The organism is Anaerocolumna sp. MB42-C2 (assembly GCF_030913705.1).
Classification (GTDB): Bacteria; Bacillota; Clostridia; order Lachnospirales; family Lachnospiraceae; genus Anaerocolumna.
In genome coordinates, this window is the sequence record NZ_CP133190.1 from 2950586 (window position 1) to 2966921 (window position 16336).

Sequence of the window (16336 nt, forward strand, 5' to 3'; positions counted from 1 at the left end):
TTACCCGATTATTAATCGGTAATTACGGTCAATTTTACCTTTGTATTATGGATGAATTAAAAATTAGTAAAGATATATCCCGATTGCTTAAAATGAATTAAAAATTACTTCCATTCCAGCCCCAGCTGCTAACTTCTTCATATTTCACATAAATATGATCCGGATTAATATCCAGTTCTTCCTTTAATATTGTGGTTATCGCTGCCGTTAACTTATTATAAGCTCCTGAATCTGCACTTCCAAATAATTTTACTTCCACAAAAGCCATTCTGTCCTCGGATTTGCCTTTAAAATACATGGAACATTGATCTTCAAAGGAGACCATAAGCCAGTTTTCATTTTTACCGGGGATCAATTCAATTGCTTTTCCCAACTTTTTCTTAATCTCTATTTCTTTTTCCTTTGTTATAACAGTATTGGTTTTTGTATTAATATATGGCATATGTTACCTCCTTAATAGAAACAGCTCATATCCTGTTAAGAATAATTTATTGTTAGTTTGCTTATTTGTCAAGGGATTTATATATTATTTCATATATCTTTCACAATATGCTGAATTTTAACAAATATTTTAACTAATTTTACAAATTTTATAATTGACAATGTATAAAATTCACAATATAATATAGTAAATGAATAAATATTAATAAACCGTTGATTAAGAAAAGTACGTGCGGCATTTCATTTTCAGAGAGCCTTATGTTGGTGTGATTAAGGTAATTGAATCCGGACGGAATGGGCTTAAGAGGTTGGGAAGAAAGGCTAATAAGCTGAGTAATGCCCAACGGGAACTCCACCCGTTATCCTGGGAGCATATATGAAACGTATATGGTATAAGAGGGTGATTTTATTCACCAAGCAGGGTGGTACCGCAGAAGCAGATATAGACTTTTGTCCCAGTAATTTACTGAGACAAGGGTCTTTTTTTATATCTTAAAAGCATTAACTTACAGGTAATTGCGAACCTCAAAACTTATATTTATATGACATGCAATTCATACAATTTTAGAGCCGGATCTTGCCCCTAAAAGCAACTGAAGCTATAAAATTCGCAGGAATTGTATGGAATATTTAAATAACTGTATTGTCTCGCAATCACCTATCATTAACTTAAATTGAAAGGAGAAATTTATTATGGCAAAAATTCCACACAGACTATATCTTACGGAGGATCAGATGCCAACGAAATGGTATAATCTTCGCGCTGACATGAGAGAACAGCCGGATCCCATGTTAAACCCCGGAACCCTTAAGCCCGCTACGGAAGAAGACTTATATCCTGTCTTCTGTAAAAAGCTCGCCCACCAGGAAATGGATGCTAAGACAAGATATATTGATATTCCGGAGGAGATACAGGATTTTTATAAAATGTACCGTCCATCTCCATTAATTCGTGCCTACAATCTGGAAAAAGCACTGGGTACTCCGGCTAAAATATATTATAAGTTTGAAGGGAACAACACCTCCGGCAGCCACAAATTAAACTCCGCTGTTGCCCAGGCATATTATGCCAAGGAACAGGGCTTAACCAGCCTGACAACGGAGACCGGTGCAGGACAATGGGGTACAGCATTGGCAGAAGCATGTTCCTATTATAATATCCCTCTTACCGTATACATGGTGAAATGTTCTTATGAGCAGAAACCCTTTCGCAAATCTATCATACAGACCTTTGATGCAGCTATTATCCCCAGCCCAAGTGAAACAACGAATGCAGGACGTAATATTTTGGCTGAAAACCCCGGAACCGGCGGAAGCCTTGGCTGTGCAATTTCAGAAGCTGTGGAAAAAGCAGTCACTACAGAGGGTTGCCGTTATGTGCTGGGATCCGTTTTAAACCAGGTACTGCTGCATCAGTCGATTATTGGTTTGGAAACTAAAACAGCTATGGAAATACTGGGCGAATATCCGGATATTATCATCGGATGTGCCGGCGGCGGCTCTAATCTGGGCGGTTTAATTGCTCCTTTCATGCAGGATAAACTTCTTGGTAAGGCAGATCCTAGAATCATAGCAGTGGAACCTGCCTCCTGCCCCTCCTTAACACGTGGTAAATATGCGTATGATTTCTGTGATACCGGCAGAGTAACTCCGATGGCCAGAATGTACACCTTAGGATCCAGCTTTATCCCTTCCGCTAACCATGCCGGTGGTTTAAGATATCATGGTATGTCACCGATTTTATCTAAATTGTACCATGATGGTTATATGGAAGCGACAGCCGTAGAGCAGACCAAGGTATTTGAAGCTGCCTGCCTGTTTGCCAAGCAGGAAACCATCCTTCCGGCACCGGAATCTTCTCACGCTATTCGCACAGCCATTGATGAAGCATTAAAATGCAAAGAAACCGGGGAAGCCAAAACGATACTCTTCGGCCTTACCGGAACCGGTTATTTTGATATGATGGCCTATAACGCTTACTTGGAGGGTAAGATGACTGATTACATTCCTACCGATGATGATTTGCAAATCGGATTTTCACAGCTGCCCAAAATTCCGGGAATTCAAGAGTAAGGAAATAGCTGATCTTAGTAGTATAATAAATTGAAACGCTATAAAAGTGCACTGTTTAGTCAGATCAATGTAACTGATGATTTGCAGTGCACTTATTATCTTATTAAGTTTACAATTTACATTAGCTGAAAGAGTAATTAAATTGAATACTGTAAGCTAATGTATTATTTATCACTAAACTTTATTAAATTCAGCGTTTTTGCGCCAGAGAGATGGAATTGGATAAATTAACAATTCCAAAACCCCAGTCCGGATTAGGATAAATCATATCCTCAAACCTGTCAGCGCCAATGGTCAGAATACTTCTTACTTTAGAACTTGGTAATGCTGTTTGATTTCCCTTTATGATTCCCCATTCCTGCAGTAATGCTACAATCCCGGATGCGTAAGCAGCCCCTACACTTGTTCCTGTGTTAAGCATATATTGATTGCCTATACCTGGTGCCAATATATTAACACCGGGAACAGTAATATCCGGCTTTGGTTGATTATCCTTTGTGAAACCTTTACTTGCATTTTCATATAAGCTTTGATCGGCAGTATTATATGCCGTGACTGTTAATACCGTTTTCTCATTTCCCGGTGTCGTAATGGTTATATATGGACTGGAATTAAGAAAATAAGTCTCTGCCGTAAGGAAGTTCGTAATTGGCAGCCAAATATTAAAATTTGACAGTAAATTACCCAAAGAGATAATGCGAAACCTCCAAGTTCCGCTGATTGGATTTCTAATACGAAAGAGCATAAATTGATCTCCTCCCAATGAATTTTCCAGTATATTATCCACAGTTACACTTGTATCGTAATAAACCATTTCCAATGTACTTTCTTGAAGAAATACCGATGGAACGTGGCCAACGAATTCATCGGAGGGTGTATAAACATCAACTGTAAAAACATTAGGTGCATTACCCCAAAATTCCATAAAAAAACCAGGATTATTATTACCGACATTTAAATATATATCGTTAAATGTATATTCAGGGCTGATTTCTCCATAGACATGATGTCCGCTGCTGCCCTCGTTGCCTGCGGCTACAATAATTGCAACATCATTTAACTGTCCCATAGTAGCTAAATAATTATTAAATATTCCCTCTCCAAGATGTGATCCTTGGGAAGATCCGATTCCCAAACATATGACAATGGGACGATTTAATTTAGCTGCCGTCTGAACTAGGTAATTTATACCCAGTATAATATCATTTTCCTGATAACAGATGGCATCCTGCTGCAGAAAGTAAAATTCTGTTAAATTTGTCTTTGCAGGTTTTAATTTAACAACCACATATTCAGCATTTGGTGCCACTCCAATAAAGTTATTGTCTGCATCGTATGAACCTCCTGCTATAGCGGCTAAAACAGTTCCATGACCTACTTCATCCATACTTGGGACGATTGACATAGGATTCTCGCTTAGTAATGCGGCATTAATCTCTTCTCTGCTAAACTCTGTTCCATAAAAAAAACCATCAGGGTATCTGTTTCCGTTTTCAATGGTCTGGTCCCATATTGCTGTAATTTTACTTGAATTATCCGCATACTTAAATACATTATTCCTATAATCAATTCCCGTATCTACGAATCCTATTAATATTCCGTTTCCGCTTAAATCATAATCAGTATACTGTAGAGTATACATTGAGTTAGTTGCTTCTTTTCTGTTAATTGACATTAATCCAAAACATTTTGGTATTGCCTCATAACCAATATTGTAAATTACATTTTTATCGAAATAAGTAACCGGTATATACGCTACAGAATATACACTATTAATCCTGAGGTCAGACACATTAGAGTAGGAGGAATAGAAACTTTGGAGTGTGATATTGTCAACTATAAAATCCGCATAATCGTTGCTGACGATTTTAAATCTGTCTTCTTCATTCATATATATACCTATAAGTTTTATGATAATATATTTATATTCTATATAGCAAACTATTAAAACCAGATACAGAATACATCTTTTAAATACTGACACTATATTTTAGAATATAAAATTGCAGACTCTGATAAAGCACGGATATTTTATCATTTACATACATATTTTATTTATAGATATCTTTTTATATAATTTTTAAGCTTTTGATTTTTTCAAGACAGAATCTAATATATTTATAGTTATATATTAATTATCAATTTATTTAAATTTAAAACACAATGGTTATAAATTTATCACAAAATAAAAAGTTAATCATAACTTATAATAAAAGCCAAAAAAAGGTCATACATATATGAAATTTCGCCTCACTGCTTCCCTCGTATACGTTTAGATTTTAATGATAAACTTTTATATCAGTAAATACAAGGCCGGAAACAGTTTTTATACCAGCCGAAATATGTCGAAAATAAAAAATCTTCTTTTCTTCTCGGACAGCCTGTGCTATAATGATATTTGGTGATAATATCGTCCCAGGAAACTTATTTACTAAATATTTTTGCATGAAATGTCCCGTGATTAATCATACTATGAAAAAGGGACTCTTAATTTTGTAAATAGTTTCTTTTTTTATTGTACATTACAAGCAACCAGACCCATGGAGGAATATGATGAGCGAAGTAGCACATAATTTTGAAGAAAAATTAAGAGAATTATTATCCTATGCCAATGATAATAAAGGTGTTGTTGAAATAGGTAAGGTAAATGACTTTTTTAAAGAGATGAACCTGGATGTCAGGCAAATTGATAAAATATATGAGTATCTTGAGGCGCACAATATTGTAATTTTAAATCCTATTGAAGAAGACGAACCGGATGATGAAATTATAATGGAATTAGAAGACAGCGATGAAGCTGCCCTTTTGGATTTAGAGGATTTCTCCATGGTGGGAACTATGTCCGATGACCCGGTTAAGTTATATTTAAAGGAAATCGGCAGTTATCCTCTGTTATCTGTTGCAGAAGAAATTGAGCTTGCTAAGAAAATCGAAGAAGGCGATGCTCATGCTAAGCAGGTATTAGCGGAATCCAACTTAAGGTTAGTAGTAAGTATTGCAAAGCGATATGTTGGCCGTGGATTATCTTTTCTGGATTTAATTCAGGAGGGTAATTTAGGTTTAATAAAAGCAGTAGACAAATTTGATTATAATAAAGGGTATAAGTTCAGTACCTATGCTACCTGGTGGATTCGCCAGGCAATTACCAGATCCATTGCTGATCAGTCACGTACCATTCGTATCCCGGTACATATGTCTGAGGTAATTAATAAAACTTACCGTGTATCCAGAAGCCTTCTACAGGAATTAGGCCGTGAACCTTCCGAACAGGAAATCGCTGACGCTATGAAACTTCCCATTGAAAAAGTCAGGGAGATTCTTAAAGTTTCTGCTGATCCTATTTCTTTGGATACGCCGATTGGCGAAGAAGATGACAGCCATTTAGGAGATTTTATTAAAGACGACTCAATTATGGGACCGGAAGATGCTGCTTCTTATTCAGTTTTGCAGGATCAGATTTCTAAATTATTAGAGACTTTAACAGAACGTGAACAACGTGTATTAATTCTGAGATTTGGTTTAAAAGACGGCAGAACCAGAACACTTGAGGAAGTTGGTAAGGAATTTAACGTAACCCGTGAAAGAATCAGGCAGATAGAAGCAAAAGCTTTACGAAAATTAAGACACCCCAGCAGAGCAAGAATGCTTAAGGGTTACGATATAATGTAAAATCGATTTGGGCGTCAAGGGTCCGATATACTCCGAGTGGGCTTTTGACGCTCAAATTAAAATTATAATTATATAAAGTTTTTTTGTTTAATAAGAATTTTATAATATTATAAGGGTTTTATAATGGTATAAAATGGTTTATAATAATATTAAATGTAAATAATTATTGAAGAACTTATTAATTATAAAAGAACCTCATTTAGGAGCTTCTTAAATCTAATAAGAGCTTTATAAAATAATGAAAGTATACTATAAAATGTGATTATACCCATGGAGGTTACTATGGAACGAATTATATTAATGGTCATTCGTTGTTTCTTTCAATTGCCTTATTGGTTATATAAAATATTCAGTTACTGCAATATTGATAAATATGATGAACCTACCAGATATGCCATGCTGCATCGGCTGACTGCCATCGCTAACCGCAAGGGCCGTGTTCAGATAAAGTGTTATGGGCTTTTAAACCTCCCAAAAGAAAACGGTTATATTATGTATTCCAATCACCAGGGTATGTTTGATGCCTTAATCTTATTGGAAACCCATGAAAAGCCATTTGCTACGGTATCAAAAAAAGAAGTTGAGAATATCTTTTTCTTAAAACAGATTTTTCATATACTCCAATCAAAGTTTATAGACAGGGAAGATGTCAGGCAGTCTATGAAGATTTTAATGGAAGTTACAAAAGAAGTAAAAGAGGGCCGTAATTATTTAATTTTTCCGGAAGGGACCCGGTCAAGAAATAAAAATCAAATTCAGGAATTTAAGGGTGGCAGTTTTAAATGTGCCATGAATGCAAAATGCCCTATTGTTCCGGTAGCCATTATTGATTCATATAAGGCATTTGATACTCACTCCGTATCAAAATTAACCGTACAGATTCATTATCTGGAGCCCTTATATTATGAGGATTATCAGGGAATGAAATCCGGTGAAATTGCCGATATTGTTTCTTCCAGAATTAAAAATATAATCGAAGAATATGAAACCGTTTAAATCGGAATTATAAATATCATAATATATTAAAAAGGCTAAGATGAGTGATCTTAGCCTTTTCTTATCTCAGAACACGGGAGGGTTCTAACGAGAATATTATTGTTTCATTCGTTACTGTTCACAGATGACAAACTCGTCGAGTTTTTTGTGAGTGTTTTGTCATAAGAATACCGGACATTTGCAGCGTAGGAACGATGCTATTGCCTTTTGTGTGCATCGCAAAGCGTGTTATTGTTCGCAGAACTGCTGCTTTTGCTAAGAAGTGAACAATAATTTTAATTCCTATGTATTTATTATAAACTTATAATAAACTATAGAAAAAGCAACTAAAATTTGTTAAAATCTATATATCTTTTCGCTTTGAGATTCTTTCTCAAGTAAATCGTTTTCTAGCTTGCTACTATGATACAGGGGGTTATTACTATGGCTAATTTAGGCAGCAGAGTAAAAGAATTACGAGTAAAAAAAGGGTTATCCCAAACAGAATTAGGTAATTTATCAGGAATCCATCATACAAGTATTGGCAGAATCGAAAATAAAAATTCTGTTCCTCAGGCAGATGTACTTTATTTTATTGCCAAAAACCTGGATACCAGTGTGGAATGGTTACTTACGGGAGAACTTCCGGTTCCTGCTGTTCATAATCAACCTGACATTGATACTGCCATTAATACAGAACTCTGTGATGACTTACTGGGCGAATTCTTAAACCTCTATCAGCAATTAAATGATAATGAACGAAATGAAGTGATTCGTTTCGTTAAATTTATTATATTTCAAAAAGACAAGGATTCCATATGAAGATTATACTCTGCCAGTATAAAACCGTCTTAAACCTTCAACGCCAATTTCCCAAGTTCCGTTGACATTGTGGTTATTTCCTCAATACTTGAGGTAATTTCTTCCGTTGCGGCTGCCTGTTCCTGGCTTGCATTTAAAGAATCTTTGCTTTTTAAACTGGCATCTTCCACTTTACTTTTAATAGCATCGGTTAATTTATTAATCTTAGGTACCGTACTTTTCGATTGATCCGATAATTTTCTGATTTCGTCGGCAACTACGGCAAAACCACGACCGGCTTCTCCTGCTCTTGCAGCTTCTATTGAGGCGTTTAAACCGAGCATCTTTGTCTGATCTGCAATTTCTTTAATAAACGCAGATACTGATTTAATCTCATCCGATATACCTGTTACTTCATTAATTGTATCATTTAAAGTCTGTTCATTGGTATGAATCTCCGTTGCAGATGCAGCTAACTGCTGCAATGCCGAAGAAATACCTGAAAGGCTGTTTTCAAGATTACCCGACATTTCACGTAATACAACTGCATTTTGTTTTGGCATAATGATTCCTAAGGTTGCAACAATTTCATTTTCATTTTCTTCATCAAAAAGCGGAAAATTGGCAACAAATACAGGGATACCGAATTTAGAAGCATCCAACTCCACACTTTTTGGCCTTTTTTCTCTGATAACCTGATATGCAACATCTGTTTCCTTTAATTCATATCCTATATCAAATATTGGAACCTGGAATCTTTCAGAATCCTGTCTATAAGCAACTTTGTTTAAATCAGTTATATAAAGAAAAGCTCCCTCTATAAACATCTCAACCAGAATTGGGGCAAAATTATTAAAAGAAGCTGCAACCGGGTGCAGGAGAGGCACCGCGATGGATAAAGCCCCAAACATTTCACCGTCCTCCTTTATTATAGGTAAAGAAGATATCTTTAACCTTTTACCATATACATTTCTGGATATATTCTGAATCATAACTTTTTTATCCCGGATTGCTTTCATGGTTGTAGAATTTTCATCTAATTTGAAACCAATATTTAAGACATCTAAATCAAAGGCATTTGATCTTTTCCTCCATATAACGGTATCACCTTCAATCACACCGAATAAAATTCCACCATGAACCAAATCAGCAAGTGTCTCAATCATAAGTTTGCATTCTTCTAATCCTGATAAATGAATCATTGCCTATCCTCCATCTCTTAGCCGCCTATAAAGTCTGTTAAATTATTGGAGCAACGTTAATATAAAGAAATTGATAACATATAGACTGTCTGTTGTTCGTTTACAATTTACATTATTTGTTACATTATATCATATTTTGTTAGTTTTTGTCTTCGTTTACCATTATATATACATAAACGCACATTGTCAATAGGATTGTGTGCATTCATGCACATCTTTTTATATCTTTTTGAATTAAAATTATATTTTTATTACTTCTATAAAGCATCCCTAATTGATCTACTTTGAAAATAATAAAAGGGATGCAGCAAAATCTTCCGAATACATAACCTGCACCTGTTATTCTCTCGCAAGCTGGTATTCTAAGATTGGCAACAACCCCTGAATTAGTTCTATTCTATTAATTATCCTGTGCCTCATACCCGAGACTTTTGGCTCGTTTGGTCTTGGCGAGACTCTTTACACTATGTTAGCTATATTTTTCCTGAGTATCGGTCCTAGAATCAGTGCCGCTATTATTTTTAGAATATCTCCGGGTATAAACGGTATAACACCCATCATAAGTCCTTCATAAAAAGACAGGTGCATCTGGAATGCAAGCCAGGCCGTTCCAAGTAAATAAGTAAATACCGTTCCTAATACCATACCAATAGCATACATATAGATTTTTCCTTTGAAATAATCTATAAATAATCCGCTGATAACTGCTAAAAATATAAATCCTACCAGATATCCTCCTGTAGGTCCTAACAGTTTTCCCGGCCCGCCGCTAAAACCGGAAAATACCGGGACTCCCACAAAACCGATTAAAAGGTATATGAGATAACTGATTGTTCCTTTTTTCCATCCTAATAAAAATACAGTAAAAAGGATTGCCAAATTGGTAAATGATATTGGTACCAAACTGATTGGTAAAGGTACGGACAGAGGGCCCAGTATACAGGTAATTGCTGTCATAAGCCCAATTAAAGTTAATTCTTTTGTATTAATTCTTTTGTTCTTCATATTTATACCATTTCATATCTCACCTGCTTACAGATGTGATATTGCCACAACTAAAAATGGTTGAAAGCATTGAAATGTTGCGTCCTTTCTTTATTATTATTTTCTTTCGCCGGTTCCTGTCATGATGCCGTTTCTGCGGTATAACCTCTACTTTGATAAGTCAAATCCCAGCTTTTCAAGCATTGTAATATCCTGTTTTATATTATTTCCGGAAGTTGTAAGCATATTTCCGGTTATCGTTGCATTAGCACCGGAAAGGAATGCTTTTTCTCCGGAATGCTCCATAATAGCCCGTCCGGCTGCCAGTCTTATATCTGCCTGGGGATTAATATAACGGAAAATTGCTATGGTCCTTAATACGTCCTCCTGGGATATCATAGGGTAATTCTCCAAAGGAGTTCCTTTTATGGGCATTAAGGCATTGATCGGTATGGAATCCACTTCTAACTCTGATAAACTGACTGCCATATCAATACGGTCCTCCCAAGTCTCGCCCATACCGATAATACCTCCGGAACAGACTTCCAGTCCTGCTTTTTTTGCTAAATATATGCAGTTTATCTTATCTTCATATGTATGGGTTGTGCAGATATTGGAGAAATTTCTTTTCGAAGTTTCAATATTTTCATGATATCTGGTAACGCCGGCTTCTTTAAGAGCAATATAATCCTCTTCCGTTAACAGCCCATGTGAAGCACATAAATCGATTCTGCACTCTTCTTTCATTTTCCGGTATGCCATAAGTGCCTTAGCTAAGTCTGCACCTTTCAGTGTCCGTCCCGCTGTCACAATGGAATATCGATGTACTCCCTCCTCTTCATGCCTTTTGCAATCCTCCAAGATAACATCCCTGTCTAAAAACCCGTATTCTGCTATCCCCGTATTATGTTGTCCGGATTGAGCACAAAACTTACAGTCCTCACTGCATTTACCGCTTCTTCCGTTTATTATTGCGCACAAATTAATTTTATTGTTCCGGTAAAACTCACGGATTCTATTCGCTCCATCACATAGTTCAGCTAAATCAGCAGTTAAGAGCCAGTCTAAATCATCCTCTCTGCTTAACCGATCGCCATTAATAATTTTATCTGCCAGTGCTTTCATATTTACCTCGTATTTTAGTGTGTCAAATAACCAATATATTGTTTTAAATGAAGATGAACTCTGTGCCATGTATTACTTAGGTCTTATGCTGATCTCACCTGAAGATAATGCCTTAATTTCACCATCCGGTAATTGAACCACTAACCGTGCATTCTCATCTATCTCCAATGCTCTAGCATTCTGTAATTTATCCCCGGATATAATGTTTATCTCTTTCCCTATTAGAAAGGAGCGTCTGCGGTATTCGTCTATAAATGCTTTCTTTGAAAATTCCGAATAATATCCCCAGAAGTAATTAAGAATTTCGGCTGCTAATTTACTTCGAAGATTGGATGAATACCTATTGGGTTCAAAAATTCCTCCGGCAATTTCTTTTATATCATCCGGAAAATCTTCCCGAGGCCTGGCTACATTAATCCCAATTCCTACAATACAATATTCCAGCCCGCCTCCCTCAAAGTCAACTCCGGCTTCTGTAAGAATGCCGCATACTTTTTTACCGTTGCAAAAAATATCATTCACCCATTTAATTTCAGCCTCACAGCCAGTAACTTTCTCTATGGCTTTAGCTACCGAAACAGCAGCGGAAGTAGTAATATAAAGGGAATCTTCTACCGTTACTTTTGGCCGTAAAAGTACACTCATATATAACCCGGTCCTGGAAGGTGAATAAAAATTCCGGCCTAAACGTCCTCTCCCTCCGGTCTGTTCCTCCGCTATCAGTACTTTTCCCTCGGCTTCTCCCTCACTCGCCAGCTCTTTTAATATTGTGTTAGTAGAAGTAACTGATTTGCGCACTTCCAGATTAACAGGTCTAATAGTATCTGATAAATAGGGTATAATACTTTCATTTGATAAAATATCATTATCTTCCGATAAGCAGTATCCTTTATTGGGAACTGCGGTAATATTATATCCCTCCAGTTGAAGGTTTTTAATAGCTTTCCAAATTGCATTTCTGCTGATGGAAAGTTCTTGTGCCAGCTTAGCACCGGATACATTGTTTCCCTTATTTTGCTCTAATACGGATAGCACATGCTGTTTTGCACTCATAAAAAGCACCTCCTCAAAAAATAAAATAACATAAGGAATTCCAAATGTCAACCTTTTAATTTAATTAGGTTGACATTTGGAATTCTTTTTTTAAAGCATTAAACTTACTGCATATAGTATATAATATACTTGTTCGCAATTGCCATAGCTTGTATATTTTATTTTTATGAAAATGGAGCGATATAGAAATCACTCCATTTTTATAAGAGAAGAAAAGAACAGGTTATATATAGATTATTTACTGAGAAAATTAATCAGGTTTATAAGAGTTATTTATCAAATTCCGGGTTAAATGCATAGAAGTTTCTGGAATCCAAATGATCCTGTACGATTCTTAATGATTCACCAAAGCGTACAGGATCAAGCAAAATATAAGCAGTTTTATATGTTCCAGGTAATATCTAGTTTGTCATCCGCAATATATATAATTTTAATTAATGCATCGACCACAGACTGTTTATCGGCAAAAGATAGTTCTTCCCACTTTTCCACATGATTTTTAATAATTTTCTTATCTTTTTCCGTGGAAGTATAGGTCAGTTTGTTTATTTCTTCTCTTAATCTGTTACGTTCTGCATCCAGCTTCTCAATCTTTTCATTAATATACCGTATCAATACATCATTGGCGCTGTTAACTTTCCCAAGTAATTGTTCTATTTCATTATCTACCTGGGATAAACGTATCTTATCATCATTTAATTTGGGGTTAGACCGGATGTCATTCTGATTGGCAGATAATTTACTAAACCCGGAAAGTCTCTTTTTAATTGCATTAAACATATATTGTTCCAGCAGATCAGCATAAATTGTTTTACCCACACCCTTGCATTTCTTTGTACTTAATCTGGCGCTGCATACAAAATATCTTCCCCATTTCGTATTTGACTTTGCAATCGTGAGAGCATATCCACAATTACCACATTTTACTTTTCCTGCAAGCCATGAATTTTTGGGTTTGCAGGTTTTAGTGGATTGTCTGTTATTCAGACATCTTATTCTGCACTTAATCCAATCCTTTGAAGATACAATTCCCTCGTGAGGTGCCAATACAATGTCTTTATCCGTTAAGTCACATTGTTTTCTTGTTTCAGAAACCGACCCTTTATATAAATAGCAAGCATTTACACCGATAAAGTCTGTTACCGGGTTAATGATATTAGCACCCTGGCTTTTAAAAAACTCATACACATCAGCGTCTGCCCTCACATATACAGGATTACGGAGCATTTCAGATATTCTTGCAGTGCTCCATACCCCTCCGCGAAGATTTTCGATATTATTCTTAACCAGGCAGCGGATCACATCTCCTAAAGAATTATTATTATCCGCATACATAGCATAAAGTAAACTGATCTGCTCACTTTCCTCAGGGACAGGTACATATTTGGAAGTATTCACTCCGTCAACTACTGTTTTTTCTATTCGAAAGCCATATGGTACACGGCCTCCCATGTAAAATCCTTTTTTACTTCGTGAATAATATGCATCAGCAACCCTTTTCTGTATTGTTTCCCTTTCAAGCTGTGCAAATACAATGCAGATATTTAACATAGCCCTGCCGATAGGTGTTGAAGTATCAAATTTTTCCGTACTGGATATAAACTCAACATTATGTTTCTGGAATTTATCCATCATGTTTGCAAAGTCCAATATGGACCTGCTGATCCGGTCTAATTTATAGACTATAACTTTGGTTACTTTTCCTGTCTCAATATCCTGAAGCATTTCTTCAAACGAGGGACGATTGGTATTCTTACCACTATACCCACGGTCAATATACGTCTTAAAAGGCTCACCATGGATTTCATATTGGCAGTATTCAATCTGGCTCTCTACCGAGATACTATCTTCTTTTAATATTGACTGACGAGCATATAACGCATTATACATCGTTCAACTTACACCTCCCTCTGTCATTTATAAAAAGAGCCGCCCACAGATGTTTTTATCAGCAAACACATCATTGAGGCAACCCATTAAACATACTTTATAAATATTTTATATAGTTCCTGTTCTATGTTATCCCTTGTACTTGTATCTATTTTGACAGGTTTGCGATTAACCACAATAAATTTCATTTTTTCCTGATTAATCTCAGATGTCTCAATTTGATATACAGTATCATTCTCCTGCATAGAAAGCCTCCAATTATTCTTACACTTAAAATTATGTATTACTGCTCGTCCGGTATGATATAAAAATGAAAAAGCTGCTTACTATAAGCAGCAGCGTGCGTTCATAAATTATAAATATAACATTATATCAGCAGAGTTATTCATGACGCCATGTTTTGGACCAATTGCACTTGTTATTTCTTATACTGTTCACTAAAACATTCAGTAAACAATTTGTAATAATTAACTTTTTTAATAGACTCCGTTGGTAATAACAGTAATTGTTGAGAATAAAAATGTAATTGCATAAATAATTGTACATATCAAAAAATATATTATAACCGTATAATATTAACAATACACGTATTTTTCATCAAGCATAGCTAGTTATATGCAAACATTTTTCTTGAATATCATCACCTAAATATGGTATAGTAAACACAAAACATTTACTAAACGAGGTGGAACAAATGGCAACATTAAGTGATATTGCTAATGTATGTGGTGTATCAAAAGCTACCGTTTCAAGAATTTTAAATAATGACCCGGATTTTTCAGTTACTGTGCAAACCAGAGAACAAGTTTTATCAACTGCTGCAGCTATGAATTATGATATAAAGATAAAAAAGCGTACACCCAACAACGGAAAAAGAAACAACCCGAAAGGAAAAAGTAATGTTTCATCTGTTTTAAAAGTTGGAGTTCTCAGCTTTAGTCTTAATTTCAGTGATAAAAATGATGATTATTACAGCAAAATTCTTAATAGCTGCACAGCTTTTCTCAACGAGGCACCGCTATCTTATAAATTGGAATTTCATTACATTGTTGAAGATTCTTATGAAGCACTATCCGGAATGGATGCCTTGATTATACTCGGAAAACTTCATTTAGATCCATATCACCCTATAATTGCTAATATCAAATATAAACTAATCATAGATTATGCTGCTCCCGATAAACAATTCGATTCCGTTCAAGTCAATTTTTACGAAGTTATAAAAATGGCAGCTGAATATTTCCATTCTCTCAAGATTACAGATATTGGATTTATTGGATCTTACGATTACATCACACAATTCAATCAACAAAAAAGAGAAAAAGCATTAGATTCCAGGCATCTTGCTTTTAGAGATTATTGTCTGCAAAATGATATTGATCCTTCTAAAAAAATGTGGATTGGCGATTATTTTTCTTCGGAAGAAGGTTACCGTATCACTACACAATTAATTCAAAAAAACGTTTTGCCATCTGCCATATTATTTGCATCTGACGAAATGGCTTTGGGATCCTATAAATCATTTCAGGAACACAATATACAGATTGGAAAGGATATTTCCATTATTGGTATTGACAATATACCATACACTAGTTTTCTAAATCCTTCCCTTAGCACAATTTCTCTAAACATTCCCACAATAGGAGAAACTGCCGGATTTGCTTTACTTTCACAGATCCAGGGTCGAAAGTTTCCATTAGTTTTGCATACACCGATCCAACTAATTAAAAGAAACAGTTGTAAACAACAATAAGGAGATTTTTAACCACAGTTCAACTCTGCCCATCTGTTTGAAATCTCGTTCCTGGCGGTACTATAGGACGAAAAAGGGCTGTTTTGTTTAGAGAAATTAAAACTTAAAGCAGTAAATGAATATGTTAATACAAGATAATCCAATATGTCTTATGCGAAAAATACAACGGTATCTGATTACATAATTTATTACAATGCTAAACGGCTGCAGCGTAAATTGCTTGCTACGACTTTTATGGAATACCATATTAGATATCTGGAAGCAGCATAAAAAATGTACCTGCCAGGACTGGCAGGTACATAACCTAAAAAATAAATATTTTATTTGTCTCTTAACGGGGGGCACTCCAGGTTATTCAACCACTAGTGCG

General features: G+C 35.5%; 14 protein-coding genes, 1 pseudogene and 1 other annotated feature. Of the genes and pseudogenes, 6 read left to right on the forward strand and 9 right to left on the reverse strand.

Annotation, left to right across the window (positions count from 1 at the left end; translation table 11 throughout):
- Nucleotides 1-97: 97 nt before the first annotated feature.
- On the reverse strand, nt 98-442 hold the full coding sequence (locus RBU59_RS12975) for a phenylpyruvate tautomerase MIF-related protein (protein WP_308148281.1): 345 nt from the start codon (nt 440-442) through the stop codon (nt 98-100).
- Nucleotides 443-645: 203 nt separating this feature from the next.
- Nucleotides 646-902, forward strand: a binding site (T-box leader).
- A gap of 232 nt (nt 903-1134) precedes the next feature.
- On the opposite strand from RBU59_RS12975, the gene RBU59_RS12980 reads away from it, so the two are divergent.
- Nucleotides 1135-2514 carry a TrpB-like pyridoxal phosphate-dependent enzyme gene (locus RBU59_RS12980; protein WP_308148282.1) on the forward strand — a complete coding sequence of 460 codons (1380 nt, stop codon included), beginning with the start codon at nt 1135-1137 and terminating at the stop codon, nt 2512-2514.
- A 190-nt stretch (nt 2515-2704) separates the two neighbouring features.
- On the opposite strand, the gene RBU59_RS12985 is transcribed toward RBU59_RS12980, so the two are convergent.
- Nucleotides 2705-4405, reverse strand: a complete 1701-nt coding sequence (locus RBU59_RS12985) for a S8 family peptidase (protein ID WP_308148283.1) — start codon at nt 4403-4405, stop codon at nt 2705-2707.
- A gap of 662 nt (nt 4406-5067) precedes the next feature.
- Here RBU59_RS12985 and rpoD point away from each other — a divergent pair.
- The 3 genes from rpoD to RBU59_RS13000 all read left to right on the forward strand — a co-directional run bounded on the left by rpoD (nt 5068) and on the right by RBU59_RS13000 (nt 7980).
- Nucleotides 5068-6183 carry an RNA polymerase sigma factor RpoD gene (rpoD, locus tag RBU59_RS12990; protein WP_308148284.1) on the forward strand — a complete coding sequence of 372 codons (1116 nt, stop codon included), beginning with the start codon at nt 5068-5070 and terminating at the stop codon, nt 6181-6183.
- 282 nt (nt 6184-6465) lie between these two features.
- Entirely contained in the window at nt 6466-7179 is a 714-nt protein-coding gene (locus tag RBU59_RS12995) for a lysophospholipid acyltransferase family protein (RefSeq protein WP_308148285.1), read from the forward strand.
- Nucleotides 7180-7602: 423 nt separating this feature from the next.
- Nucleotides 7603-7980: a helix-turn-helix domain-containing protein gene (locus RBU59_RS13000; RefSeq protein WP_308148286.1), complete on the forward strand. Its 378-nt coding sequence runs from the start codon at nt 7603-7605 to the stop codon at nt 7978-7980.
- Nucleotides 7981-8009: 29 nt separating this feature from the next.
- On the opposite strand, the gene RBU59_RS13005 is transcribed toward RBU59_RS13000, so the two are convergent.
- The 7 genes and pseudogenes from RBU59_RS13005 to RBU59_RS13035 form a co-directional block, all read right to left on the reverse strand.
- Nucleotides 8010-9161 carry a methyl-accepting chemotaxis protein gene (locus RBU59_RS13005; protein ID WP_308148287.1) on the reverse strand — a complete coding sequence of 384 codons (1152 nt, stop codon included), beginning with the start codon at nt 9159-9161 and terminating at the stop codon, nt 8010-8012.
- A gap of 459 nt (nt 9162-9620) precedes the next feature.
- Nucleotides 9621-10166 (reverse strand): biotin transporter BioY, encoded by a 546-nt coding sequence (locus tag RBU59_RS13010; protein WP_308148288.1) that lies wholly within the window; start codon nt 10164-10166, stop codon nt 9621-9623.
- A 147-nt stretch (nt 10167-10313) separates the two neighbouring features.
- Nucleotides 10314-11270 (reverse strand): biotin synthase BioB, encoded by a 957-nt coding sequence (bioB, locus tag RBU59_RS13015; RefSeq protein WP_308148289.1) that lies wholly within the window; start codon nt 11268-11270, stop codon nt 10314-10316.
- 72 nt (nt 11271-11342) lie between these two features.
- Nucleotides 11343-12323, reverse strand: coding sequence for a biotin--[acetyl-CoA-carboxylase] ligase (locus RBU59_RS13020; protein WP_308148290.1), 981 nt, complete (start codon nt 12321-12323; stop codon nt 11343-11345).
- A 269-nt stretch (nt 12324-12592) separates the two neighbouring features.
- Nucleotides 12593-12676 (reverse strand): annotated as a pseudogene (locus RBU59_RS28675) (manganese catalase family protein); the annotation flags it as partial.
- A gap of 28 nt (nt 12677-12704) precedes the next feature.
- Nucleotides 12705-14213, reverse strand: coding sequence for a recombinase family protein (locus RBU59_RS13030; RefSeq protein WP_308148291.1), 1509 nt, complete (start codon nt 14211-14213; stop codon nt 12705-12707).
- An 86-nt stretch (nt 14214-14299) separates the two neighbouring features.
- Nucleotides 14300-14458, reverse strand: a complete 159-nt coding sequence (locus RBU59_RS13035) for a hypothetical protein (protein WP_308148292.1) — start codon at nt 14456-14458, stop codon at nt 14300-14302.
- Nucleotides 14459-14907: 449 nt separating this feature from the next.
- Here RBU59_RS13035 and RBU59_RS13040 point away from each other — a divergent pair, with 449 nt between their 5' ends.
- Both RBU59_RS13040 and RBU59_RS13045 read left to right on the forward strand, forming a co-directional pair.
- Nucleotides 14908-15966 carry a LacI family DNA-binding transcriptional regulator gene (locus RBU59_RS13040; RefSeq protein WP_308148293.1) on the forward strand — a complete coding sequence of 353 codons (1059 nt, stop codon included), beginning with the start codon at nt 14908-14910 and terminating at the stop codon, nt 15964-15966.
- A 144-nt stretch (nt 15967-16110) separates the two neighbouring features.
- Nucleotides 16111-16236: an IS3 family transposase gene (locus RBU59_RS13045; protein WP_308148294.1), complete on the forward strand. Its 126-nt coding sequence runs from the start codon at nt 16111-16113 to the stop codon at nt 16234-16236.
- The last annotated feature ends 100 nt before the right edge of the window (nt 16237-16336 follow it).